Raw genomic sequence first — 23,221 nt, forward strand, 5'->3', positions numbered from 1 at the left:
GAGCAACGCAATGGCAAACGACAACATTTTTTCCGAACTGAAGGTGGTCGACTTTTCGAGTTTCGTCGCGGCGCCCGGCGCTGCCGTGATCCTGTCGGATTTCGGCGCCGATGTCATCAAAGTCGAGCCGCCGGGAGGTGACCCCTGGAGACATGGGCACAAGATTGCACCTCAGCCGGAGTCGGATGATCCCTATCAGTGGCATCTCGCCAACCGCAACAAGCGCAGCATCACGCTCGACCTGAAGTCGCCCGATGCCCATCGGGTCCTCCAGCAGCTTGTCGCGTGGGCCGACGTATTCATCGTCAATACGCCGCATCCCGCACGCAAGAAACTGAAGCTCGAATACGACGATGTGGTCCGCTGGAACCCGCGCCTGATCTATGCGGATCTCACCGGTTTTGGTGAAAGCGGGCCGGATGCCGCCATGCCCGGCTTCGATATCACGGCATTCTGGGCGCGTAGCGGCCTGCTGTCGATGACGCGCGACGCCGGCGCGCCGCCGACCTGGCCGGTGGCCGGAAGCGGTGATAACGCGACGGCACTCGGAATCTATGCGGCGATCGCCACGGCGCTCTATCGCCGCGAGCGCACCGGCAAGGGATCTTATGTCACGACTTCGCTCCTGGCTTCAGGCATCTGGTCGGCAAGCGTTACGATCCAGGCCGCTTTGGTCGGCGCGAAGTTTGCCGCGCCGCACGATCGCACGCATCCGGCGAATGCGGCGCTCAACGTGTACCGCGCCTCCGACGGCACCTGGTTCGTTCTCGTCGTCACGCCCGACAAGCTGGCCGCCGTCGCGACCGCCATCGGACGCCCGGATCTGCTGACGGATGCGCGGTTTTCCGATCCGGCGAAGCTGACGGCGAATATGCCGCAGCTCACGGCAATCCTCGACGATCTCTTCGCGGAGCAGCCGATGGAGCACTGGCACGAGGTTTTCGGCAGTGCACACGTCACGTACGGCGCCGTGCGCGGACCGCAAGAAGTGATTCAGGATCCGCAGTTGCGCGCAAACGATGTCATCGTCCCGCTCGAAGGCGCCGGCGGCAAGCTGACCGAAACGATCAGCAATCCGCTTCAGGTGCATGGGATCGACAAGGTTCCGGCGCGGCGCGCGCCCGATCTCGGTGAGCACTCCGAAGACATCCTTCGGGAACTGGGATTCGACGCGCAGGACATCGATGGCCTGCGTGCGAGCGGCGCGGTGCCGAAAGTCAATGAACACGCAGCGTGACACTGCGACCTGACACTGGGAAAGGAGCAGCAATGAGTGACATCATCACCGAACGTACCGGCGGCATCCTGCGGGTCGCATTCAACCGTCCCGAGAAGAAGAACGCCATGACCGGAGGCATGTACACGCGCCTGGCGGATATCTTCAACGAGGCCGCCGACGACGACGAAATCCGCGTTGTGCTCTGGCATGGCGCCGGCAAGGCGTTCTGCGCTGGCAACGACATCGAGGATTTCCTCAAGCAACCGCCGCGGCCGGGTGATTTTCCGCAGGGCCGCCTGATGGAGGCGCTGATCAGGTTCGAAAAGCCGATCGTTGTGGCCGTGCAGGGCGCGGCGATTGGCGGTGGAACCACGATGCTGACCCACTGCGATTTCGTCTACGCAGGCGAGAGTGCAAAGTTTCAGATGCCGTTCATCAACTTGGGACTGGTGCCGGAGTTCGGATCGAGCTTTTCGGTGCCGGCGCGCGTGGGCTATCTCCGGGCGGCGGAATTGTTCCTGCTCGGAGAGCCGTTCACCGCCGCGCGTGCGGTGGAGCTGGGGCTCGCGACTCGCGTCGTGCCCGACGCCGATCTGCTCGCGACCGCCACCGAAACGGCACTGAAGCTGGCGGCAAAGCCGGGCAGCGCGCTGCTGGCGAGCAAGCGGCTCATCAAGCAGGCTTCAATTGGCCAGCTCAAAGAGGCGGTGGAGAGTGAAAACCAGGCGTTCATGGTGCACGTAAGCTCGGCAGACGCCAAGGAAGCGCTCTCGGCCTTCCTCGAGAAGCGGCCGCCCGACTTTACGAAGAGCTCGACGCGCGAGGCGGCCGAATAGTCCTTGCTCGAGCTGCACGCTCCCGAAACCAGCAAGGAACCCGACGGCGTCATTGTTGATGCTGGACATGACGCCTGTCGAATCGTCCACGCCTCCGAGCGAGATTCATATGTTGACCGACATTCAACGCGACATCATCAAGGCCACTGTTCCGCTGCTGGAAACGGGCGGCGAAGCGCTGACAGGACACTTCTACAAGCTGATGCTCGACGGGTATCCGCAGGTGCGCCCGCTATTCAACCAGACTCACCAGGCCAGTGGCTCCCAACAACGCGCGCTTGCCAATGCCGTGCTCACGTACGCGCGCAACATCGATCACCTCGGGGGCTCGGTCCATCGATCAATCCCGGCACGAAGGTCTGGTATTTGAGTCGAGCAGCCGCTTGAATGACCCTCCAAGCGCAACGATGAATGGCCGTAGACGGCCGCGGATTCAACCGTTCGTGCGCCGCAGCATCAGCTACCAATTTCCGTATTCGACCCGAAGCGGCCGCTGGGCCCGGCTTCTCGACTATGGCCGCTTTTCAGTGCAAAACTGACACCTGCTCGCAAGGACTCTCTGCAATTTCTCGCGAACCTCAACAGTCACCGGTCGGGGTCCTCTGGCAGCGGGACGCGAATCGTGTCACTCAAGCGCTCCGCGCGGGCCGGACCTTTTTCGCCTCAAAGAGGGGCTCCGTCTTCATAAGTCGTCGGGTGTATTCTGACGACACAGTGGAGAGCGGAAAATGGCTACCCATGGTTACAGCGAGATGTGCAACGGCCTCCAAACCTTGTGGGAGGATGGCGAGCGAGTCTTCAGCCGGGCACGACGTACGGCCGATGGCGGCGACGAAACGCGACTCATTGCACGGGCCGCCGCCGAGCAGCCCTCACCTGCCAGTCTTGAACGGCTCGCTCACGAATTCCAACTGAAGGACGAGCTCGACGGTGCGTGGGCCGTTCGGCCGCTGGAGCTGGTGCGCGAAGGCGGCGGGACGCTGCTGGTGCTCGAGGATCCGGGCGGTGAGCCGCTCGAGCGGCTGATCGGCGCGCCCATGGCGGTACGCAGTGCTCTGCGCCTCGCCGTCGGCATCGCCGCAGCGCTAGGCAAGCTTCACCAGCGCGGCATTGTTCATAAGGACCTCAAGCCTGGCCATATCCTCGTGAACTGCACGGACGGACAGCCGCGGCTGACCGGCTTCGGCATCGCCTCGCAGCTGCGACGCGAGCGACAGGCGCCCGAGCCGCCCGAGACCCTCACCGGCACGCTTGCCTACATGGCCCCCGAACAAACCGGGCGCATGAATCGCTCGATCGACGCCCGTAGCGATCTGTATGCGCTCGGCGTCACGCTCTACCAGATGCTCACCGGTTCGCTGCCGTTCGCCGCGACCGATCCGATGGAGTGGGTGCACTGCCATATCGCACGAAAGCCGGTGCCGCCCAGCGAGCGGCTCGAGGGCGTCCCCGTCCCGCTGTCGGCCATCATCATGAAACTGATGACCAAGACGGCCGAGGAGCGCTACCAGACCGCCGGCGGCGTCGAACGCGATCTGCGGCGCTGCCTCGCCGGGTGGGAAACCCAGGGTTACATCGACGACTTTGCACCCGGTCAGCAGGACACGCCCGATCGGCTGCTCATCCCGGAAAGGCTCTACGGGCGCGAGGACGAGGTCGAGACCCTGCTTGCCTCCTTCGATCGCATCGTCAAAAACGGCGCGCCGGAGCTGGTGCTGGTCTCCGGTTATCCGGGCATTGGCAAGTCCGCGGTCGTCAACGAATTGCACCGGGTGCTGGTGCCACCGCGCGGACTCTTCGCCGCAGGCAAGTTCGACCAGTACAAGCGCGACATCCCTTATGCGACGCTCGCCCAGGCTTTTCAGAACCTCGTGCGACCGCTTCTCGGCAAGCGCGAGACAGAGCTTTCCTGCTGGCGTGACGCCTTTAGCGAGGCGCTCGGGCCGAACGCGCGGCTGATGGTCGACCTCGTTCCTGAGCTCAGGCTCATCATCGGAGAGCCTCCCCCTGTCCCTGAGCTTGAGCCGCAGCAGGCACAACGTCGTTTTCAATTGGTATTCCAGCGCTTTATCGGCGTTTTTGCCCGGGCGGAACATCCACTGGCACTTTTTCTCGACGACCTGCAATGGCTCGACGCGGCCACATTGGATCTGCTCGAGGACCTGTTGACCCGCTCCGATCTGCAGCACCTCATGCTGATCGGTGCCTATCGCGATAACGAGGTCACAGCTGCCCATCCGCTGAGGCGCAAGCTCGAAGCCATCATGGCCGCTGGCGGAGTGGTTGCCGAAATCGCGCTTGCACCGCTTAAGCAAACGCATCTGCGGCAGTGGCTTGCAGATGCGCTTCGCTGCGAGCACGCACACGTCGCACCGCTTGCACAAATGGTTCATCAGAAAACCGGCGGCAATCCGTTTTTCGCCATTCAGTTCCTGTCGTCGCTCGCTGACGAGGGCATGCTCACCTTTGACCACGATGCTGCCCGCTGGTGCTGGGATCTCGACCACATTCACGCCAAGGGATATACCGATAACGTCGTCGACCTCATGGTCGCGAAACTCACGCGCCTGCCGCGCGAAACACTGAATGCATTGCAGCAACTGGCGTGTCTTGGCAACAGCGCCGGGACGACAACGCTCTCACTCGTCCTCGGGACGTCGGAGGAGGAGGTTCACGCGGCGCTCTGGGCCGCCGTCCGGCTGGAATTGGTCGAGCGGGGCGCGGCTGGCTACCGGTTCGCCCACGATCGCGTTCAGGAAGCCGCGTATTCGCTCATTGCCGAAGCACAGCGAGGCGCTGTCCACCTTCGAATCGGCCGACTGCTGGCGGAACACCCGCCAGGCGGGAAGCGCGACGAGGCGATCTTCGAGATCGTCAATCATCTCAACCGCGCGATCCCGCTGATCACGTCACGAGCCGAGCGGGATCAGCTCGCCGGGTTCAACCTGATCGCCGGGAGGCGCGCCAAGGCTTCCACCGCCTACGCGTCAGCGCTCAAGTACCTGGTCGCCGGCGTGGCGCTCGTGGGCGGCGATGGCTGGGGTCGCCTGCGGGAGCTCATCTTCGCGCTGGAATTGAACCGGGCCGAATGCGAATTTCTGACCGGTGCGCTGGCGGCTGCGGACGAGCGTCTGGCGGCACTGGCAGAGCGCACGAAAGATTCGGTGGAAGCCGCGCGCGTCGCGTGTCTGCGCGTGGATCTGCATGTGACCCTCGATCAGAGCAGCCGCGCGGCCGCCATCGGTCTCGATTACCTCCGCAGTCTGGGCATCGAGTGGTCGTTGCATCCGACGGAAGAGGAAGCGCGCCGGGAGTATCAGCGGATCTGGTCCACCCTCGGAAAGCGCCCGCCCGAGGCACTCGTCGATCTGCCGTTGATGGCTGACCCGGCATCCCTCGCAACTGTCGATGTTCTGGCCAAGCTGGCGGTCGCTGCCCTTTATACGGATCGGAACCTGCTTTGCCTGGTCACCTGTCGCATGGTCAATCTGATTCTCGAGCGCGGTAACGCCGACGCGTCCTGTTTCGCCTTCGTGTGGCTCGGCGTGATCGCCGGGCTGCACCTCGGCGATTACGAGACTGGATATCGATTCGGCCGGCTCAGCTACGAGCTGGTCGAGCAGCGCGGGCTGAAGCGCGACGATGTAAGGGCCTATATGATCTTTGGCGGCATGATCCTGCCATGGAAACAACCTGTCCGGGCTGGCCGTGAACTGGTGCGTCGCGCGTTCGAAGCGGCCAACCAAAGCGGGGACCTCACTTGCGCGGCGTACAGTTGCAGCCACCTGAATACAAACCTGCTTGCCGCCGGCGATCCGCTGGAGCAGGTGCAATGCGAAGCCGAACGGGGTCTCGCGTTTGCACAGAAGATGCGATTCGGCGCCTTCATTGACCGCATCGGCGCCCAGCTCGGTCTGGTACGGACGCTGAGGGGGCTCACGCCGACGTTTGGCCGCTTCGACGATGCGAATTTTGATGAGCTTCGGATTGAGCGCCGCTTCATGGAGAACCCGAATCTGGCAATGGCCGAGTGCTGGTACTGGATCCGAAAGCTGCAGGCGCGGTTCTTCGCAGGCGACTATGGCGCGGCACTCGATGCCTCATTGCGGGCGCGACGGCTGCTTTGGACGTCGCTAACCTTCGAAATCGCCGAGTATCACTTTTACAGCGCGTTGTGTCGCGCGGCCTGTTTCGATACGGCGACGGCGGATGTGCGACAGATTCACATTGAGGCGCTTGCTGACCATCAAGGACAACTCGAGATTTGGGCAGATATTTGCCCAGAGAATTTCGAGAACCGCGCAGCACTCGTGGGGGCTGAGATCGCCCGGATCGAAGGCCGCGCGCTTGATGCCGAAGCGCTTTACGAACAGGCTATCCGCTCGGCCAACGCAAACGGTTTTGTGCACAACGAGGCGCTTGCCAACGAACTGGCTGCACGTTTCTTTGCGACGCGAGGTTTTGAGAAAATCGCGCGCGTCTACCTGCAGGATGCCTATGACGCTTATCTGCGTTGGGGAGCCAATGGCAAGGCGCGACAGCTTGAAGAGCACTATCCCCACCTCAAGGCCTATGCGGACAGTCTGCACCAGACGGCCATGATCGGAACGCCAATCGAGCAGCTGGATCTCGCTACGGTTCTGAGCGTTTCTCAGATCGCGTCGGGCGAAATTGTGCTCGAGAACCTGATCGAAGCACTGATGCGCACGGCAGTGGAACACGCAGGTGCGCAACGCGGCCTGCTCGTGCTCTCGCAGGGTGCCGGGCTAAGGATCGGGGCGCAAGCCCATACGAACGGCACCTCGGTCACGGTCGCGCTCCGCGAGGCGCTGATCTCTGCCGCAGAGTTGCCCGAGTCGATTCTCCAGTATTGCGCGCGTACCCAGGAGAGCGTGATCCTCGACGATGCCGCAGCGCGCGGCGCGTTTTCCAACGACGACTACGTTGCTCGCGTGCAGGCGCGATCGATCCTCTGCCTGCCTCTCGTCAAGCAGGGAAGGCTGATTGCATTGCTTTATCTGGAAAACAACCTCGCCGCCGGCGCGTTTACCCCGGCGAGGATTGCGGTCCTGAAGGTACTGGCTTCGCAGGCCGCGATGACGCTGGAAAATGCCCGTCTTTATCGTGATCTCGAAGAACGAGAAGCAAAAATCCGGCGCCTCGTCGACGCCAATATCGTCGGGATCTTCATTGGGGATCTCGAAGGTGAGATCCTCGAAGCCAATGACGCGTTTCTTCGTATCGTGGGATACGATCGTGACGATCTCCTGGCGGGGCATCTGCGCTGGACCGACCTGACGCCACCAGAATGGCTTGAACGCAACAGAAGAGAGTGGATGCCGGAGCTGAGGATCACTGGGACATTGCAGCCATACGAGAAAGAGTACTTCAGGAAGGACGGCAGCCGCGTGCCCGTGCTGATTGGTGTTGCGATGCTGGATGAGAGCGGGACTCAGGGCATCGTGTTTGTGCTCGACCTGAGCGAGCGCAAACGGGCGGAAGCGAATGAACGCAAGATGCAGCTCGAGCTCGCACATGCCAACCGCGTCACGGCGATAGGGCAGCTCGCAGCCTCGATCGGCCACGAAATCAAGCAGCCGATCGCGGGGATCACACTCAATGCGTCAACGGGTCTGCGCTGGCTGGCTCGCGAACCACCCGATGTGCGTGAGGCCGGTCAGGCATTCGATCGTATCGTCCGCGACGCCAGGCGTGCAGGCGAGGTGATCAAGCGCATTCATGGCCTTGTCACAAAGGCCCCCACGTGCAGCGAGAGCCTGCAGCTCAACGAGGCGATTCGCGAGGTCATGGCGCTCACGTCCGGTGAAGCCAACCGGAACGGCGTTTCGGTTCGGATGCAGCTCGCGGAGGACCTGCCGTTCATCAAAGGCGACCGCGTGCAACTGCAACAGGTAATGCTGAACCTTGTTATCAATGCCATTGATGCGATGAGCGCCGTTGACGATGGGCCGCGGGAATTGACGATCAGTTCCGCCATGAACGACCCGGGTGCCGTCCTGGTGGCGGTGCGCGATTCCGGTCCGGGTATCGCTCCCGAGCACATCGAGCGCCTCTTTGAGCCGTTTTATACGACGAAGGCTGGCGGGATGGGCATGGGGCTCTCGATCTGCCACTCGATCGTCGACGCGCACGGCGGCCGATTATGGGCGAGCGCAAACGTACCCCGTGGCGCTCTCTTTCAGTTCACGGTGCCCGTCGACCTGGCTGTTTCAGTGTAGTCAGGCCTCGTACCGCGCACTGTTGGTTATCGCATCGCCGGCCGCCGCCCTCCGTCAACCACTACGAATTGCATGATAGTCGGCCGGCGAGCGTCCGATGTCTGGCTCTGAGCCGACATCCGAATGGACGCTACGGCGCGCGGTCGTAGGGCTGGAGATGGACAAATTGCACGTGATTTGCGCCCCATCAGGTTCTTGTGCGCACCTCTGCGGTGGCGTTCGTCGTCGGATATCTCGACGTAGATGGGCAACCTTCCCAAGGACGACTCTTCTGAGAATTCCCGTGCCCAAGGTCGCTTTTTCTGAGACGGGCGGCCCCGAGTCGTCTCAAAAAAGATGTCCAAGTCATTGATTTATATAGACTGCCAAAGATACCTTTCTGAGAGCCAACATGACGCTCGGGACGGCGCAAGCCTTGCTTCCATGAGACGGCAGGTCACCATCCGGGCCGGTACGTTAGCGGACGGACTGCGCGCGATTCACCGCCCATCATGAATCGACGTCCCGAATTTCATCGGGATGTCAGCGCACGGGCTTCCGTGCGTCGTGCCGGATCGGACGGCGCCGCGGCAACCCGAGGAGATGATCATGAGAAAGCTACATTCCGTGGCAGTCGAGATGGCGATAGTCACCATGACGATTGTCGTGCTGGCGGGTTGCGGCGGTATGTCTCGCCGCGGAACGGATACCGTGATCGGGGCGGGTGTCGGCGGTGTTGCCGGTGCAGTCCTGACGGGCGGTAGTGCGTTGGGCACGGTGGGCGGCGCGGCCGTCGGCGGCGTTGTCGGCAATCAGGTCGGGAAATAGGCCGGCCGAAGGGTAGGGAGTCGGCACGCGCACTCGCCGTCACGGCGAAGCGCGCGAGGATACCTGCGTGGCCCGGAGTGTGACCGGTATGTCGGCATTTCTCCTGAACGGCGAGCTGAGGCTGTCCTGGTGGCAGCTTGCGTGGGTCGTGTTCGCGCTCACGCATGTCACCATCGTCGGCGTGACGGTGTATCTGCACCGCTGTCAGGCGCACCGGGCGCTGGATCTGCACCCGTGCGTCAGTCACTTCTTCCGGTTCTGGCTGTGGTTGACGACCGGCATGCTGACCCTGCAGTGGGTCGCGGTGCATCGCAAGCATCACGCGAGAAGCGAGACCCCGGAAGATCCGCATAGCCCGCGAACCCGAGGCCTCGCGACCGTGCTGCTCCGCGGCGCGGAACTGTACCGGGAGGAAGTGCGGAACGAGGAAACGCTGCGCCGATATGGATCGGGTACGCCGGACGACTGGCTCGAACGCCACGTCTACGCACGCTATCCGAATCTCGGCGTCGGGCTGCTGGCCGTGATCGACGTCGGGCTGTTCGGGCTGCCCGGCGTGGCGGCGTGGGCGATCCAGATGATGTGGATTCCGTTCTGGGCCGGCGGCGTGATCAATGGTTGCGGCCACTTCAGCGGTTACCGGAATTTCGCGACGTCCGATGCGAGTACCAACCTTTTCCCGTTGGGCATCCTGATCGGTGGGGAAGAACTGCACAACAATCACCACGCATACGTGACGTCCGCCAGGCTGTCGAACCGCTGGTTCGAATTCGACATCGGCTGGCTGTACATCCGCCTGTTGGCGGCATTGAGATTGGCAACCATTCGGCGAGTCGCAACGAAGCCGCGCCTGCTCCCGAACAAGGCCGTGGTCGACGACGCAACGCTGCAAGCGGTCATCCGAAACCGGCATGCGGTGATGGCCGCCTATGCACGCATGCTCGAACCCGCCTGCCGGCGGGAACTGCGCCGCATCAAGGACATGAGCCGCGACGACAAGCGCGCGTTCGCGCTCGGCATGAAACGCTGGCTGCGCCAGGCCTGGGGCCACCGGGACAAGCCCGATCTGCGGGCGCTGACGAGCCCCAATGCCGACCGGCGAATACGCGTGTACGTGGACATGTACGAGGCGTTGCTCGAGCTATGGACGTGGTCACACACATCGCACGAGCAACTGCTGGTTCAGTTGCAGGATTGGTGCCGTTGCGCGGAGCAGAGCGGCATCAAGGCGATCGCCGATTTCTCGATGCGTCTGCGCCGGTATGCATGATCCGGGCACGCCCGCGACCCGCCATGCGGGACCGGCGTGCCACAGCGCGCGGTGCAAGCACCGCTCATCTTGCCCGATTGTCGGGGCGCGAATAACGCCACTTGCTCGCATGGGAATCGATGCCGGCATCCTGGCGGATGCGCTTTTCGGCGCGTTCGACGTCCGCACGGGCCAGATCATCCCGTTGCTTTTGTCGGGTCGCGTCATCGCGCCGATCAATCGAGGTGCCTGAGTAATATTTCATGGATCGCTCCTGAGTGAGGTGTGCTCGCGTCGCGAGACGCCGCGTCGAGTCGGATGCGGCGGACGGATCAGATCGCTACGGCGGCGATCTTGCCGTCCACGATGTCCTTGCCGAATTGCATCGCCAGGTCGAGTACGAGCGCCGCCGTTTGCGGAGCACCATGCTCGAAAATGGTCGAGTAACGCGGCGCCGTTGCCGAGGTCGCCGGAATCGTGTCGATGCGCACGATCGAACCGAAGCGCTTCGGGCCGGGGGCGTGGGGATTGCCGAACGGCGGGAAAAGCGCTTGCGAATAGAAACGGAGTTCACGTCCGCGATATTCGAGCGCGGGGATCGTCATGATTTGCTCCTGACAGAGCAATCGTTGGCACCGAAGGATTCAAGGGCAACGATGCCTTGACGACAAACCGGCAGGTATCTTCAGTGTGCGCGCTCGATACCGGTTGTGCAATAAAAACATCGGATGCCGAATTATATTTCGATGCGGATAAATCACAGGGTTGCGGTGCGGTGTCCGCTACGGTGCCGGATAAACCCGCTTCCAAATAGTCGATACCGTACAGACCAACGCGTGCCGTCCGGTTCACGATGAACTCAACACCGAGGAGGCCGCCATGTGCATCCCACTTTCACCCGAGGTCGTCGAGACCCTCAAATCGCTTGATCGAATTCCGGATTCCCAGGCCGAAATTCCACGCGCCATAGCCAATGAACTATTGACTCACGGGCTTGCATACGAGTCGCGCACCGGCGGCTCGATCAACATGACGGCCGCAGGCCGGCTGTGGCTGAATCGGTGCGCGGCGGATTAGCGCGCACGCGTTGAACGGACGGGACGGGAGTTTTGTCACGCACAGCGACGGCACCTGACGCATTGCGGCATCGTGACGGTCAGCCGGAAAACGGGTATCGCACGATGCGTGCACACGCGCGCCGTCAACACCCGGTGAATCCGCTGCACGTTGCCCGATCGCGCGGCGCTTCAGAACCGTTCGTGCGAACACCCTACGGCCGCCGCTTGAATTGCTCTTTCGCGTCACCGAATGACGCTTGTGTCTTTCCGACGACCTGCTCGACCTTGCCCTGCATTCTGGTCGAACGATTTCCCATGACCCTGCCGACCATTTCCTTCATTTTGCCTTTCGCTTCCGCGATGCGGCCTCTCACCTGATCCCTGTTCATCACACTGCTCCTTGACATTGGTCGCCTGTTTTACCGGTACGAAACCTGGAACCATCGAGGCCTCGTATCGGGCGCTTTAACGTGGAACAATCAGGATGCCAGAGGACACACTGCGCGCAATCGCGGCGGAAGTCGGTACGATGCCGTACGCGATTTGGCGCCGGCGCGCCATCGTATGCACGTGGGCGGCGATCGGGGCGATCGCCGCGACGGGTGGTTGTGCAGGTTGTCTGTTTTTGCATGCTTGGTACGCTTTCGTACCGCATTCGCATTCGTCTGTGTGTAGCGTCAGGGATATCGACGAACAACCCGGGGCGAATCATGCAGCGACGAACATCAAAGATCACCCGGCTCGAGTCGCTGTAACGAGCGGCGGGGGCAGGGCGGCTTCGCATCCATCTGTTGTTTTCAATCTTGCGGAGGGCGTATGCACATCCTCACGAGCGCGGGCCCACTGGTTTCGCTGATCGCAGGCATTCTGATTCTTGTAGTGCCCCGTCTGTTGAACTACATCGTTGCAATCTACCTGATCGTCATCGGGTTGCTCGGGCTATTCGGCGGACATATCCACTGAACCGGCCCTCAACGAAAAAGCAGGTGACGACCCTCGCAGGCAGCACCTGCGATCATCGATTCGCCACCGTCACAAGGTCAGCACGGCGGGACCGCGGAACGATGTCCCGGACCATTGCCCGGTTGCGTCATCGCGCGCCGGTTGCAATCGAGGTCGCGCGGCCGACGTGATGCGCCGCGACGTTCGCGATCTCACGCAAAGCGGCGCATGAGCGGCGCTGCTGAAATGCCGTGCAGCACGATCGACGCGGCGACGATGGCCAGTACCCACGGAACCAGCGGCAACAGCTCCGCGCGCGGCCCTTGCTCGAGGGCCAGCATCAAGTAGTACAGGGAACCCACGCCGCGAATGCCGAACCAGCTGATCAGCCGGCGCTGGTGGCGCGACGCGCGGGAGCCGATCAGCGCGAGCTGGGTGGCGGCCGGCCGGATGACGAACAGCAGTGTCGCGACCATGGCCGCGCCCGTCCAGGTCAGCATGTCTGCCCAATAGCGGGAGACGAGCGCGCCGATCAGCAGGATCAGCACGGCTTCGGCGATGTGTTCAAGCTCGATCGTGAATCCCATGACCGATTCCGCGACGAACGCATGGGCTTTGTCGGGATCGGTGGCGGTGGCCTCGACATCCTCGCTGTCTACGACGCCGATCGTCTCCTTCGACGTCTTCCGGCCGCTCGTTCGATGCTCGACGCGCCGCATCGCGACGCCCGCGGCGAACACGGCCAGGAACCCGTAGCCATGAATGGCGAGCGTCACGCCGTACGACAGCATGATCAGGCCAAGCGAGAAGAACCCTTCGAGGCCGAGTGCCTGTCCGTGACGGCTGCGCAGGAATGCGACGAGCCGGGCAGTGGCAAGGCCGAGCAACCAGCCGGCGCCCACACCGGACGCGATGCCCCATGCAATGGTGCCGACCATGCTCCAGTGAAGCCCCGGCGTCGTGCCGGACCCGCACAAAAGCAGGCCGAGCACCGCGCACGGGTAGGCCGTGCCGTCGTTGATCCCGCCTTCGCCGGACAACGAAAAGCGCACCCGTTCGACGTCGCCCGCGTCGCGCACGCCGACGTCGTGAGCGAGCACGGGGTCCGTCGGCGCGATCATCGCACCCAGCAGGACCGCGACGCCGAGACTCAAATGCAACACCAGCACGCCGAGCGCGGCGATCGACGCGACGGTGAAGATCATCGCGACGACGCCAAGTCGCAGCGGCAGCATCCAGCGGCGATCGGCGGGCGGGACACGCAGCCTCAGGCCGATCGCGAACAGCGAGATCAGCAGGCCGATTTCGGCCGCGATGCGCAACCGCGTGACGTCATCCGGCAATGTCATCGACAGGAGGCCGGTGCCGGCCGGTCCGATCAGAAAACCGATCCCGAGATACACCATGGCCGCGCTCAGCGGCAGGCGCTCGAGCGACGATCCGACGAGTCCCATGAAAATCAGCAGGGCTCCGAAGATGAGGCATCCGATCGTTTCGGTCACGTTGATTCCTCCGCATGGATAACGTCGCGCCCGCCGCACTACGCGCGCAGGTCGCCATGTGGCGTCGTGGAGGATGCGCGCGGCACGCCCGGTGAATTCGGCCGGAATCGATTCTGGAATACGGCGGTCTGATGCACTCGGAACGCACGCATCTCGTCAGCATCGTCGCTCTTATTCTCATGCTCGAGCGTCGCGCGGGCAAGCCGGCACGCATTACGCTCGGCCAGCGCGTCGGCTGGCAGCGGAACGCGACGCGCTTCGCGTCATGGCGCGTTCGGGTGTTGTCGGAAGGCGGCGGCGCTCCCAATCCGTCCAGCGCGCGCCGGCAGTCATTGCTCCGTTACCGGTCTCCAGACCAATAGCCGTGCTTGCCGTAGAACTCGTGCAACTCGATCTCGTAGCTGCGATGAACGAGCTGCGAGTCGTCGTATGGAGGGCTCCGGCGGATTGCGTCGCGCGTGAGCTTGGCCGATACCGTTTTCGTGGGCCAGTCCACCTGGTCGAGCCAGTGAGTCGCGATCAGCACTTCCTTGCCGGTCGACCACCAACTCGACGTGTCGATCGCCAGATAGCGGATCACCCAGGCTTCTTCGTCGTAAATGAAGTCGGACACGTGACCGATATGTCCGTCCGTGGCTTCGAGCCGATATCCGTCGACCTCGCCGGTGCTGCGCAGATGCGTATCTGCCGCTGCGCTGGCCGGCGCGGTGCGCGAGACAAGCGGATCGCCCGCTTCGGGGTCCTGCGACGGCCCGGCGGGATCGAAAGCCGGGTACGCGCCCATTCCCCAAAGGTTCGGGCCGCCCCAGTAAGTCGGGTAGTTGTAGTAGCGCAGGTACTCGATCTCGTGCTGGCGCGATACCGGCTTGTGCGTGTCCACGTTCGGGCTGTCCCTCACCTGCTGTTGCGTGAGGCTGACGTATAGCGTGCGGGTTTCCGGATCGGCATGCGTGACGGAATACGGCGAGACCAGCACCTGCCTGTCGTGCAGCCAGTCGCCCGTCTCGACGACGAGGTAACGGATGCACCAGTTGTCATCGTCGAAGTAGGCCTGGTGAATGCGCCCGATATCGCCGTCCTTCGCTCGAACCGTGTCTCCGTGCAACCTTCGAATGCTTCGCAACATGATGTCCTCGCCAGAGCGATGCCCGGCACGTCGGGGAACCGGCTGACCTGCCTGCCGCGCGGTGGCATCCAGTCGTTCGTCCGTCGATGCGGAGCGATTCCTGCCGATTGCGTCCCCTCGGATGGCCGGCATGGTTGAGACGCTACACGCGACGAATGGCCGATGCGGTACGAAACCGTACAAAGCGCGCACGGGGGTGGTCCGTCCGGCGGCGAACCGTCCGTCCCGACATGTCGCTTAACATGCTCTCGATCTGTATCGTCAGGATCACGAAGCAGTGAGGGTCGCCACGTCGATGGGCTGCCGGGCGAACGGGGCAGCCGGAATCGGCCCGGTAGCGTAGCTATACGCGCGATGCGCGGGCTCAGTCTGTCCGATGCCGGACGGTTTGCCTGCGCGCTTGTCGGCGCTGCGACCGTGCCCGATTCCCGATGTCCGGCGTTACGCGTTGGATCCCGATCGTGCCCAGCGGAATTTTCAAATCGGGCCTATGCTGGCGTCATGACCGGCGGCATTCCACGCTGGCGGGTCGTCCGCACGCGGCGAGTCGAATCCGGGTCCGCCTGGTCCGACAATCAGCTCCATGGAGGCGGCTATGCGCAACAGGTATCGAGAGCAGCATACGAACGGCGGCAAGAGCGAACGCAATGTCGACGAGGCGGTCGAGGGGACGTTCCCCGCCAGCGATCCTCCGTCGATAGGCGGTGTCACCAGGATGATTTCCCGCCCGGCCCATCGAAAGCATCACCGGAAGTCGTCGCACATCAAGCACCGTTAGCACGAGTTGCGCGGCGCGGGTCGGCGCCTTGCGCAGACGACGGCGATGAAGACGAACGGAATGGCCCGATACACGACGGCCTTGCCGCCCGCCAGTAGGGAATGCGCTTCCATCGATTCGATCACCGGGTTCACGATGATGCCCCCGCACGAGGCATCGTATGGCGTGAAGTCCGGTTCGCAATCGCGAATGCGCTGTCGATGGTCGACAGCATTCGGACATGACGGACGACAGCGCTCCATGCAGTCTTCATCAGGCGGATCCTGCCGTACCTGAGCGTCGGCTTCCGATGTGACCGGGAACCATCGAGTCGTCGCCGGTATTCGGCGATATCGATGAACGCGGCGGTATCGGACAGCGCGACGGCGGGCCGATATTCCCGGTATGTCCGGGTACGGAACCGTACCGACTTCCGATGCCTTTGCGCGCAGCGTTTTCTCGTGCGTTGAGTGCCATCGTCAATGTCGAGACTGTGCACGAAATGGATATTCGCGGATCTTGTCCAAGGAGGACATCATGAGGATGTTCCATACCCCCAATCGATCTGGGGATGATGGCAACGGGGGCAGGCTTGCCGGACGCGACGCAGGCGATGAACCCGGTCGTATGGTCACGACCGCGGATGTCCTGAAGGGCAGCAAGATCATCGCGTCGGACGGTGAGGATATTGGAAACGTCTTCGACATCGTGCTCGATTTGCACCACGGCAGAATTGCGTACGCGGTTGCTTCCAGCGGAGGACCGGGCGAGATGCTTTGCGCCATTCCGTGGAGTGCGATGAAATACGATACCGGCGATAAATGCTTCCATCTGGATGTGACCGGCGCGCATGTCAAAGGCACCCCGGGCTTCGACGACGAGCATTGGCCGGTGATGACGCAATCACAGTGGGGAATGTCGCTTCACCAGTACTACAACCGGACGCCGTACTGGGTAGCCTGACGGTATCTGGTCCGTCGCGTCGCTGGCGGCAAGGTGTCGCTCGTCCGCTTCCACGCGTTCGCAGGCATCAAGGGCATCTGCAGTGAAGGCCGGTACGATGCGGTGCAGTGGCGGCTAGAGCCGCTTCAGATCGGGAAGCAGGCGGTCGAATTCGCGTTTGACCACGCTGTAGCATTCGCACACGCGCTTTTCGAGCCCCGGCCGGTCGAGCACCTCGATATGGCCGTAGTTGTAGCGGATGAGACCCGCGTCCTGCAGCTTCAATGCCGCTTCCGTCACGCCCGACCTGCGCACGCCCAGCATGTTGGCGATCAGTTCCTGCGTCATGCGCAGCTGGTTCGAAGGCAGGCGGTCGAGGCTGAGCAACAGCCAGCGACACAGTTGCTGATCGATCGAGTGATGCCGGTTGCACACCGCGGTCTGCGCCATCTGCGTGATGAGCGCCTGGGTATAGCGCAGCAACAGGCGCTGCATCGCGTTGCCGCGCCGGAATTCTTCTTTCAGGATGCTCGCGTCGAGCCGGTAGGCCTGCCCCGCGCTTTGCACGACGGCGCGACTCGGCGTCGTTTCACCGCCCATGAACAGCGACACGCCGATCATGCCTTCATGGCCGACGATCGCGATTTCAGCGGACGAACCGTCCTCCATCACATACAGCAGCGACACGATCGACGTGGTCGGAAAATAGACGTGATGAAGCTGGCCGCCCGACTCGGAGAGCACTGTTCCCAACGGCATGTCGACGAGCGCCAGGTGTGCGGCGAGGTGGGCGCGCTCGTTTTCCGGCAGCGCGGCAAGCAGGTGATTTTCGATAATGGGCGGGTTGTCCTGCATGCGTGGCTCCTGCGCTTGCGCCAGGCTGACGACGGATAATCCGGCCGATGTGGGCGCAGCGGGAATCGGCGGGAGGGGCCAACCGTCATATCTTACCGATCCGACGGCCGGACGGGAGGGGCGCAGTGCGTCCCTTTTCTCGATGAGTTCGGGATAGCCGTTCGAATGCGAATCTACGTTCAAAAATTATAGTGTCGGCACATGTCCCATCAAGGTGCGCGCAATCGCGCGCGCTCGATATGGAACCGATATTTCACGGAACACGTTACGGGAAATCGCGGTCGCCAGGCCCCATGGCGTCGATCGCGCAGTGGGGCGCCGATCCTATATTTTGCAGACCCGCAACGTACGGTTGGGACAACCCGTCACACGTGTTGCGTATGGGCGTCCGCATGTTTCGCATGCTCGGTGTCGCCACGCATTTCCTGTTCCAGAAGCGATTTCGCAGCGTGCCACGCTCGCCCCGCGGACGCCGAATCGTTGAACGCTCTTGCGTCGACGGTCGCACCGTCCAGCAGCATCATGTAAACGGCTGCCAGCCGTTTTGCCGTTTCAGGAGATACGAGATCCGCGAGCAGTTCGGCGATCCATTCGACCATCTTGCGGCGATAGCGGATCGCGACATCCGAGATGGGCGCATACGCCGTTCCGAATTCGGCCAGTGCGCGCTCGAACAGGCAGCCGGCGAACGCCGGCGTATTGAACCACGCTTCGTACCAGTCGAAGATCGTCTTGACCCGCTCGACCGGATCGGCGACGTGCTGCAGTTGCGCGTCGATACTGCCTACGATCAGGTCGTATCGCTGAACCAGCACTTCCCGGATCAGTTCGTCCTTGCTCGGAAAATGCCGATATAGCGTCATTCGGGCAACGCGGGAATCGTCGATGATCCAGTCGACACCGACCGGATGAAAACCGTGCTTCGAGAACAGTTCGGTAGCTTTGTCTACCACCAACTGGCGTTTGCTGGCTCTCACGAACAATTCCCTCCTTGACTTCCGACTGCGTAGATCGACTATTTTAGCATCGTACCGATCGGTCACATCCGGCCTCCCGGACCTGGCGGGCCCACATGATGCGCGTTCGCAAGTTGTCTTGACTATGATATAGACCGATATGTATCATTTGAAAACAGAAAATGACAGTCGATGATGCGTGCTTTAAAAAACCAGGAGCGCCGGCCATCGATTCACCGCGCGACGGTGCCGCAGCGGGCACGGTGGCGGAGTTGAACGGATGCCGGGGCGGCGCGCTGTGCGTCTCGCCGGCTTCTGACGGTGCGGTGGTCATGCAGGACGAAAAGAGAACCTGAGAGAGCTTTGGGCTGCGTGTCGGCGCTGGCGGATGGTGTTCGCCGCGCCGCGCGCAAACCGGTGCATGCTCGCAGGGCGGGGTCGCGCGAAGCAGTCGGCGCGAATAAAACTTGAGGGAAGTACCAAAATGTACCGCCGTTTACTCGCACCGGGGCTGCTGTTGCTGTTGGCCGCGTGCGCGCAGGACCCGTCCGTGACCAGCAACACGGTGCGGATCTGCGACGACACCGGCTGTTCCTATCGACCTAAAGATCAGGTCTCCTACCAAAAGAAGGACGATGCGGAAGATCGCGAAGACCCGCGCATCGTCGCGCTGAAGCAGGCCGCGAAGGCCCAGCCGAAGGCGGCCTACGATCTCGGCCTGCGTTATTTCCGCGGCGACGGCGTGCGCCAGGACAGCTACCAGGCACTCAAGTGGATGCGCGACGCCGCCGAGCGCGGCAACTTGCAGGCGCAGAAGGCGCTCGGCGGTTTCTACCTGTTCGGCCTCGAGGAGATGGGCTCCGATCCGCGCGAAGCGGACAAGTGGCTGTCGATCGCGGCCAGCCGCGGCGACAAGGAATCGAAGAAGCTGCTCGAGCTCGCGCGCAAGGCGAAGAAAGAAGACGAAGAAGACTGGAAATGGCGCACGCAATGGCGTGACGTCTATTACGGCTACTGGTACTCGGGCTATCCGTACTACGGCGTCTGGAATCAGACGTACTGGTACTACTGACCCGGGCGGAAGCAACGGGGCGGCAGCGGGGAGACCACCATCGCGCTACGCCGGGGGGCTTACGCAGTTCGCACGAACACATAAGCCGAACAACGACTCTATCGATCGATAACGACATGAAGACCAATCTTTCCCATCGTCTTACTCAAGGTGCGCTGGTCGCAGCGCTTGGCGCGTCCGTCGCGGGGTGCGGCGGCGTGGTGACACCCGGCGGCCAGAACGCCGGCGTGACGGGCGCCGCGGCAGGCGGCACGAGCGCGGGCGCCGATTCGGGGCTGCAGCGCTGCGCGTCGCCGCTCGGCACGATCGCCGTGGACGACGGCCGCAACGCCGACTGGTGGGGCCCGTTCGGCAGCGCGACCAAGATGACGACGATCGACCCGCTGCTGCGCCTGGCGGTCCAGCAGTCGAACTGCTTCGTGATCACGTCGATCGGCAACCAGAAGAGCGACGCGCGCCTGTCGCGCATCACGCAGCTGCAGCGCGGCTCGGGCGAATACCGCGCGGGCTCGAAGCAGCAGAAGGGCCAGCGTGTCGCGGCCGACTACTACATGGAGCCGCAGATCGTCATCAACGATTCGCCGATCGGCGGCATCGGCAGCATGATCGGCGGGCTGATCGGCAACGGCGCGGTGGCGGCGGTGGCCGGCCATCTGCAGACGAAGGCGTCGGTCGTGACGCTGACGCTGTTCGACGTGCGCTCGGCGGTGCAGATCGCGGCGTCGGAGGGCAGCTCGACGGCGACCAACTACGGCGCGGCGCTGGGCGGCTTCGGCGGCGGCGTGGGCGGCGCGCTTGCCGGCTTCTCGTCGACGCCGGAAGGCAAGGCGACGGTCGTTGCGTTCATCGACGCATTCAACAAGATGGTCGTCGCACTGCGCAGCTACAAGGCGCAGGACGTCAAGGGCGGCCTCGGTCGCGGTGGCCAGTTGCAGGTCAACTGATCGCGGCCCGCGCGGCGGGCCCTATCCCCGTCAGTCCGGGAATCGCATCGCTCGCGATGGCGTGTGCGACGGCCGCGTCGTCGCAGCGTGCGATGACCGGCGCAACGACAAGCGCTTTCCGAGGGCATTTTCGTCAACCAGCTCGAGAGGAATAAATGAACAAGAAACAAATCGTCGGGTTCCCGATGGCGGCTCTGATGAGTGTGGTGCTGGCCGCCTGCGGCGGCGGAGACGATTCGCCGGCTCCGGGCGCCCAGAGCGCTGCGAACGGCAATGCCGGCGCGACGCCGACCCCGGGTGCGCCGAGCGGTAGCTCAGGCGCGACCGGGACCTCGAACCTCGAGTGCGATCCGGTTTACCAGCCCGGCGATACCGTGAATCTGCGCCTGTATTCGCAAACGACGCCGCAAAGCCCGGCCGTCGACAACGGCGTATACGCCCGGACCTATGCGCCGGCGACGTTCCAGGGCGTCGCGCTGACCCAGCAGGCCGAAACGACGGCCGGCTCACCCATCCAGACCAATCACTACTATCTCGTCGGCAACGGCGTGCGCACGAATTACGGCAGCGAAGTCTACAGCTCGGGCACCCTCGTGCTGCGCGACGTGAACTCGCCGCCGTATGTCGAAACGATCGGGCTATCGGGAAGCGAAACGGTCAATTACGTGGATACGCCGGTCGTTCCGTCGAGCGGGGCAACCACATCGATCTCGATACAGCGTGCCTATGTCGCACGCGAAACGGTCAGCCTCAAGAACGGCAAGGTCTTCGCGAATGCGTGCCACTATCACACCACGGAGACGCTCTCCAATTCGAAGTCAGCGAGCACGACGATCGCGGATGATTGGCTGGCGCCGGGCGTCGGCATGGTCAAGTCGGTCGCCTCCGTAGGTGGCGCCCAGATCCTGACGCGCGAACTGGAGTCGGCCACCGTTGCCGGCAAGTCGTACTGAACGCACCGACGGACGTGCCGGCGGGCGACGATGGCGGGACAGGTCCGGCGATCCGCTCCGCGGCGCCGCTTGCGCCTCAGTGTGTCGGGCAAGTCGTAGCCGCTGACGGCCGGTGTCCATTCCGGGCTTCCACGTGGAGTGACGTCGGTAGCGCGACGCGTATCAGAGCTGCGCGCGCGGCAGATGCCAGCCATAGCGTACCGCGGTGAGCCGCAGGGCAAGGCAGGCGGCGCCCGCACCCACTGCGGCAACGACAGGCGGCAATCCTGCTCGACGGCCGGCGACGACCAGCGCTCCGCCGACGAACGCCGCGCTCGCGTATATGTCCGTCACCAGCACCGTCGGCACACCCGCGAGCAGAAGGTCGCGCACCACGCCGCCGCCGACGCCTGTCACGACGCCCATCAGCGCCGCGATGAATGGGCCGATCCCGTATTCGACCGCTTTCTGCGCGCCGGCGACTGCAAACAACGCGAGCCCTGCCGCGTCGAGCGCGACGAGGACCAGGTCGGGGATGCCGAGGATTTGCGCGTGAAACGCGAAGGTGACGAGCCCCATCGTGAACGCCAGCGCGGGATAGCGCCAGTCGCGGATTGCATTCGGTGGCGCTGCACCGATCAACAGGTCCCGGATGACGCCGCCACCGAGCGCGACGGTGAACGCGATGACCATCACGCCGAGCAGATCGAGGCCGCCGCGCATGGCGGCGACCGCGCCTTCGACGGCGAACACGGCCGTGCCGGCCAGATCGGCTGCCAGAACGAGTTTTGTTGTCGTTTTCATCGAGCGCGGAAGAGGAGAACCCGCGCATGCGCGCGGATGTTGAATGAAAATGGCGAAACAAACGGCACCGGTTTCCGGGTTCAGGCCATTGGCGACGCGATCTGGTGGGTACGACGCGTTTCCCGACACCGAATGGGGCCTCGGAATATCGGCAGCGGTGAAACGAATCCTACGCGAATCGAATCCGGAACTCGACGCGCGTTGGCCTCCTGAGCTGCAGGTTGATTCGATCGTGATTGTATGTACGGTCTTGCGCAGGCTTCGCAACGCGAGATGTAGTGGACTCCGTAATAATCCGCTATGGGTTGGTGACGACGCGCGTGCCGGCTGGTGACGCGATCGCACCGCGTTCTGAATTGCCACGCAAATCCTGAGCGTCAGCCGCGAGACTGCTGGCGAGCAGTCGGCAGAAACCGACCAGACGCCGGCCCTCTTTGGTCTGGCGTACCGGAAAATTGGCCGGAACCGAGGTGAAGCTGGCGGCATCCATCGACCGCCGTGCCAGGGAAGTGCCGATTCGTTTTCCTGAGGGACAGAAGCCTTGCCGGACGCTGGTTTCCGTGCATGCATCGCCTACAATGTAAGGATGGTCGCAACCTTGCAAGGAGGCTGCCATGACTCAGTCGATGATTAGCTTTGTGGTTGGCCTGGCGGTCATTCTGGCCATCGTGGTCATGCTGGCGCTACGTTATGTGCGCGACCACAAGGGCGAAGGGATGGTCCAGTGGCTTGATGCACATCACATGAGCTGGATGCATCACAAGCACTGACGGCGTGATCGACGACGGGTTCCGATTTCGCTCTAAAGCGCAGTGACGGCAGTTGTGCGCCACGCTGAACAAGCGCGTCGCGCACGCTGCGTTTCGCTTGGGTCGTGGGGCCGAGAAAATCGCTGGCCGGCTGTTGCCATGTCCGGGTTGATGACAGCAGTGTGGCTTGTGCGGAGATCGTGCCGTTCATGGCCACGATGCGAGATAGCGC

The 23,221-nt window shown here is 63.1% G+C and carries 22 protein-coding genes and 1 pseudogene; 14 read left to right on the forward strand and 9 right to left on the reverse strand.

The genetic code is table 11. From position 1 onward, the window contains the following. Positions 1-10: 10 nt before the first annotated feature. From LXM88_RS30375 to LXM88_RS30400, 6 genes and pseudogenes are all read left to right on the forward strand, one after another. Positions 11-1,237, forward strand: coding sequence for a CaiB/BaiF CoA transferase family protein (locus LXM88_RS30375; protein ID WP_262543134.1), 1,227 nt, complete (start codon positions 11-13; stop codon positions 1,235-1,237). Positions 1,238-1,269: 32 nt separating this feature from the next. Next, positions 1,270-2,055 carry an enoyl-CoA hydratase gene (locus tag LXM88_RS30380; protein WP_262543136.1) on the forward strand — a complete coding sequence of 262 codons (786 nt, stop codon included), beginning with the start codon at positions 1,270-1,272 and terminating at the stop codon, positions 2,053-2,055. 109 nt (positions 2,056-2,164) lie between these two features. Next, positions 2,165-2,377 (forward strand): annotated as a pseudogene (locus LXM88_RS30385) (NO-inducible flavohemoprotein); the annotation flags it as partial. A gap of 406 nt (positions 2,378-2,783) precedes the next feature. After that, positions 2,784-8,294 carry a trifunctional serine/threonine-protein kinase/ATP-binding protein/sensor histidine kinase gene (locus LXM88_RS30390; RefSeq protein ID WP_262543137.1) on the forward strand — a complete coding sequence of 1,837 codons (5,511 nt, stop codon included), beginning with the start codon at positions 2,784-2,786 and terminating at the stop codon, positions 8,292-8,294. A gap of 588 nt (positions 8,295-8,882) precedes the next feature. Continuing rightward, positions 8,883-9,101, forward strand: a complete 219-nt coding sequence (locus LXM88_RS30395; RefSeq protein WP_262543138.1) for a glycine zipper 2TM domain-containing protein — start codon at positions 8,883-8,885, stop codon at positions 9,099-9,101. Between the two features lie 88 nt (positions 9,102-9,189). Further along, entirely contained in the window at positions 9,190-10,371 is a 1,182-nt protein-coding gene (locus tag LXM88_RS30400) for a DesA family fatty acid desaturase (RefSeq protein ID WP_262543139.1), read from the forward strand. 64 nt (positions 10,372-10,435) lie between these two features. Here LXM88_RS30400 and LXM88_RS30405 read toward each other — a convergent pair whose 3' ends face one another. Further along, positions 10,436-10,615, reverse strand: a complete 180-nt coding sequence (locus LXM88_RS30405; RefSeq protein WP_262543140.1) for a hypothetical protein — start codon at positions 10,613-10,615, stop codon at positions 10,436-10,438. 67 nt (positions 10,616-10,682) lie between these two features. Beyond that, positions 10,683-10,955, reverse strand: a complete 273-nt coding sequence (locus LXM88_RS30410; protein WP_262543141.1) for a hypothetical protein — start codon at positions 10,953-10,955, stop codon at positions 10,683-10,685. Positions 10,956-11,229: 274 nt separating this feature from the next. On the opposite strand from LXM88_RS30410, the gene LXM88_RS30415 reads away from it, so the two are divergent. Continuing rightward, positions 11,230-11,427 carry a hypothetical protein gene (locus LXM88_RS30415; RefSeq protein ID WP_262543142.1) on the forward strand — a complete coding sequence of 66 codons (198 nt, stop codon included), beginning with the start codon at positions 11,230-11,232 and terminating at the stop codon, positions 11,425-11,427. Between the two features lie 193 nt (positions 11,428-11,620). On the opposite strand, the gene LXM88_RS30420 is transcribed toward LXM88_RS30415, so the two are convergent. Further along, positions 11,621-11,797 carry a CsbD family protein gene (locus tag LXM88_RS30420; RefSeq protein WP_262543143.1) on the reverse strand — a complete coding sequence of 59 codons (177 nt, stop codon included), beginning with the start codon at positions 11,795-11,797 and terminating at the stop codon, positions 11,621-11,623. Positions 11,798-12,224: 427 nt separating this feature from the next. Here LXM88_RS30420 and LXM88_RS30425 point away from each other — a divergent pair, with 427 nt between their 5' ends. Beyond that, positions 12,225-12,371 (forward strand): DUF3096 domain-containing protein, encoded by a 147-nt coding sequence (locus LXM88_RS30425; protein WP_012328534.1) that lies wholly within the window; start codon positions 12,225-12,227, stop codon positions 12,369-12,371. Between the two features lie 191 nt (positions 12,372-12,562). Here LXM88_RS30425 and LXM88_RS30430 read toward each other — a convergent pair whose 3' ends face one another. Next, on the reverse strand, positions 12,563-13,852 hold the full coding sequence (locus LXM88_RS30430) for a cation:proton antiporter (protein ID WP_262543144.1): 1,290 nt from the start codon (positions 13,850-13,852) through the stop codon (positions 12,563-12,565). 340 nt (positions 13,853-14,192) lie between these two features. Beyond that, on the reverse strand, positions 14,193-14,978 hold the full coding sequence (locus LXM88_RS30435) for a PRC-barrel domain-containing protein (protein WP_262543145.1): 786 nt from the start codon (positions 14,976-14,978) through the stop codon (positions 14,193-14,195). A 1,276-nt stretch (positions 14,979-16,254) separates the two neighbouring features. Here LXM88_RS30435 and LXM88_RS30440 point away from each other — a divergent pair. After that, complete coding sequence (locus LXM88_RS30440; protein ID WP_262543146.1) at positions 16,255-16,698, forward strand: PRC-barrel domain-containing protein; 444 nt, start codon at positions 16,255-16,257, stop codon at positions 16,696-16,698. A gap of 114 nt (positions 16,699-16,812) precedes the next feature. Here LXM88_RS30440 and LXM88_RS30445 read toward each other — a convergent pair whose 3' ends face one another. Together LXM88_RS30445 and LXM88_RS30450 are read right to left on the reverse strand one after the other, a co-directional pair. Then, positions 16,813-17,532: a Crp/Fnr family transcriptional regulator gene (locus LXM88_RS30445; protein WP_262546989.1), complete on the reverse strand. Its 720-nt coding sequence runs from the start codon at positions 17,530-17,532 to the stop codon at positions 16,813-16,815. A gap of 365 nt (positions 17,533-17,897) precedes the next feature. Then, the gene (locus tag LXM88_RS30450) at positions 17,898-18,509 is read right to left on the reverse strand and encodes a TetR/AcrR family transcriptional regulator (protein WP_262546991.1); all 612 of its coding nucleotides are present in this window, start codon (positions 18,507-18,509) and stop codon (positions 17,898-17,900) included. Between the two features lie 161 nt (positions 18,510-18,670). Here LXM88_RS30450 and LXM88_RS30455 point away from each other — a divergent pair, with 161 nt between their 5' ends. From LXM88_RS30455 to LXM88_RS30470, 4 genes are all read left to right on the forward strand, one after another. Continuing rightward, a complete protein-coding gene (locus LXM88_RS30455; RefSeq protein ID WP_262543147.1) occupies positions 18,671-18,844 on the forward strand; it encodes a hypothetical protein in 174 nt (57 codons plus the stop codon). A gap of 128 nt (positions 18,845-18,972) precedes the next feature. Continuing rightward, on the forward strand, positions 18,973-19,560 hold the full coding sequence (locus LXM88_RS30460) for a tetratricopeptide repeat protein (RefSeq protein ID WP_262543148.1): 588 nt from the start codon (positions 18,973-18,975) through the stop codon (positions 19,558-19,560). Positions 19,561-19,676: 116 nt separating this feature from the next. After that, complete coding sequence (locus LXM88_RS30465) at positions 19,677-20,504, forward strand: penicillin-binding protein activator LpoB (protein WP_262543149.1); 828 nt, start codon at positions 19,677-19,679, stop codon at positions 20,502-20,504. A gap of 155 nt (positions 20,505-20,659) precedes the next feature. Next, positions 20,660-21,457 carry a hypothetical protein gene (locus tag LXM88_RS30470; protein ID WP_262543150.1) on the forward strand — a complete coding sequence of 266 codons (798 nt, stop codon included), beginning with the start codon at positions 20,660-20,662 and terminating at the stop codon, positions 21,455-21,457. A 162-nt stretch (positions 21,458-21,619) separates the two neighbouring features. Here LXM88_RS30470 and LXM88_RS30475 read toward each other — a convergent pair whose 3' ends face one another. After that, positions 21,620-22,240 (reverse strand): trimeric intracellular cation channel family protein, encoded by a 621-nt coding sequence (locus LXM88_RS30475; protein WP_262546992.1) that lies wholly within the window; start codon positions 22,238-22,240, stop codon positions 21,620-21,622. A gap of 298 nt (positions 22,241-22,538) precedes the next feature. Further along, the gene (locus tag LXM88_RS30480) at positions 22,539-22,856 is read right to left on the reverse strand and encodes a hypothetical protein (RefSeq protein WP_262543151.1); all 318 of its coding nucleotides are present in this window, start codon (positions 22,854-22,856) and stop codon (positions 22,539-22,541) included. Here LXM88_RS30480 and LXM88_RS30485 point away from each other — a divergent pair. Next, positions 22,855-23,010: a hypothetical protein gene (locus LXM88_RS30485; protein ID WP_262543152.1), complete on the forward strand. Its 156-nt coding sequence runs from the start codon at positions 22,855-22,857 to the stop codon at positions 23,008-23,010. The two genes, LXM88_RS30480 and LXM88_RS30485, sit on opposite strands and share 2 nt — an antisense overlap. Positions 23,011-23,221: the final 211 nt, after the last annotated feature.

This window comes from Burkholderia sp. S-53 (assembly GCF_025560745.1).
In the GTDB taxonomy this organism is placed as follows: domain Bacteria; phylum Pseudomonadota; class Gammaproteobacteria; order Burkholderiales; family Burkholderiaceae; genus Burkholderia; species Burkholderia pyrrocinia.

Bases quoted from the DNA above. Each gene is read 5' to 3' on its own strand.
- LXM88_RS30375 (WP_262543134.1), top strand. From the start codon at position 11: ATGGCAAACGACAACATTTTTTCCGAACTGAAGGTGGTCGACTTTTCG.
- LXM88_RS30380 (WP_262543136.1), top strand. From the start codon at position 1,270: ATGAGTGACATCATCACCGAACGTACCGGCGGCATCCTGCGGGTCGCA.
- LXM88_RS30390 (WP_262543137.1), top strand. From the start codon at position 2,784: ATGGCTACCCATGGTTACAGCGAGATGTGCAACGGCCTCCAAACCTTG.
- LXM88_RS30395 (WP_262543138.1), top strand. From the start codon at position 8,883: ATGAGAAAGCTACATTCCGTGGCAGTCGAGATGGCGATAGTCACCATG.
- LXM88_RS30400 (WP_262543139.1), top strand. From the start codon at position 9,190: ATGTCGGCATTTCTCCTGAACGGCGAGCTGAGGCTGTCCTGGTGGCAG.
- LXM88_RS30405 (WP_262543140.1), bottom strand. From the start codon at position 10,615: ATGAAATATTACTCAGGCACCTCGATTGATCGGCGCGATGACGCGACC.
- LXM88_RS30410 (WP_262543141.1), bottom strand. From the start codon at position 10,955: ATGACGATCCCCGCGCTCGAATATCGCGGACGTGAACTCCGTTTCTAT.
- LXM88_RS30415 (WP_262543142.1), top strand. From the start codon at position 11,230: ATGTGCATCCCACTTTCACCCGAGGTCGTCGAGACCCTCAAATCGCTT.
- LXM88_RS30420 (WP_262543143.1), bottom strand. From the start codon at position 11,797: ATGAACAGGGATCAGGTGAGAGGCCGCATCGCGGAAGCGAAAGGCAAA.
- LXM88_RS30425 (WP_012328534.1), top strand. From the start codon at position 12,225: ATGCACATCCTCACGAGCGCGGGCCCACTGGTTTCGCTGATCGCAGGC.
- LXM88_RS30435 (WP_262543145.1), bottom strand. From the start codon at position 14,978: ATGTTGCGAAGCATTCGAAGGTTGCACGGAGACACGGTTCGAGCGAAG.
- LXM88_RS30445 (WP_262546989.1), bottom strand. From the start codon at position 17,532: ATGCAGGACAACCCGCCCATTATCGAAAATCACCTGCTTGCCGCGCTG.
- LXM88_RS30455 (WP_262543147.1), top strand. From the start codon at position 18,671: ATGACAGTCGATGATGCGTGCTTTAAAAAACCAGGAGCGCCGGCCATC.
- LXM88_RS30460 (WP_262543148.1), top strand. From the start codon at position 18,973: ATGTACCGCCGTTTACTCGCACCGGGGCTGCTGTTGCTGTTGGCCGCG.
- LXM88_RS30465 (WP_262543149.1), top strand. From the start codon at position 19,677: ATGAAGACCAATCTTTCCCATCGTCTTACTCAAGGTGCGCTGGTCGCA.
- LXM88_RS30470 (WP_262543150.1), top strand. From the start codon at position 20,660: ATGAACAAGAAACAAATCGTCGGGTTCCCGATGGCGGCTCTGATGAGT.
- LXM88_RS30475 (WP_262546992.1), bottom strand. From the start codon at position 22,240: ATGAAAACGACAACAAAACTCGTTCTGGCAGCCGATCTGGCCGGCACG.
- LXM88_RS30485 (WP_262543152.1), top strand. From the start codon at position 22,855: ATGACTCAGTCGATGATTAGCTTTGTGGTTGGCCTGGCGGTCATTCTG.
- LXM88_RS30480 (WP_262543151.1), bottom strand. From the start codon at position 22,856: ATGGCAGCCTCCTTGCAAGGTTGCGACCATCCTTACATTGTAGGCGAT.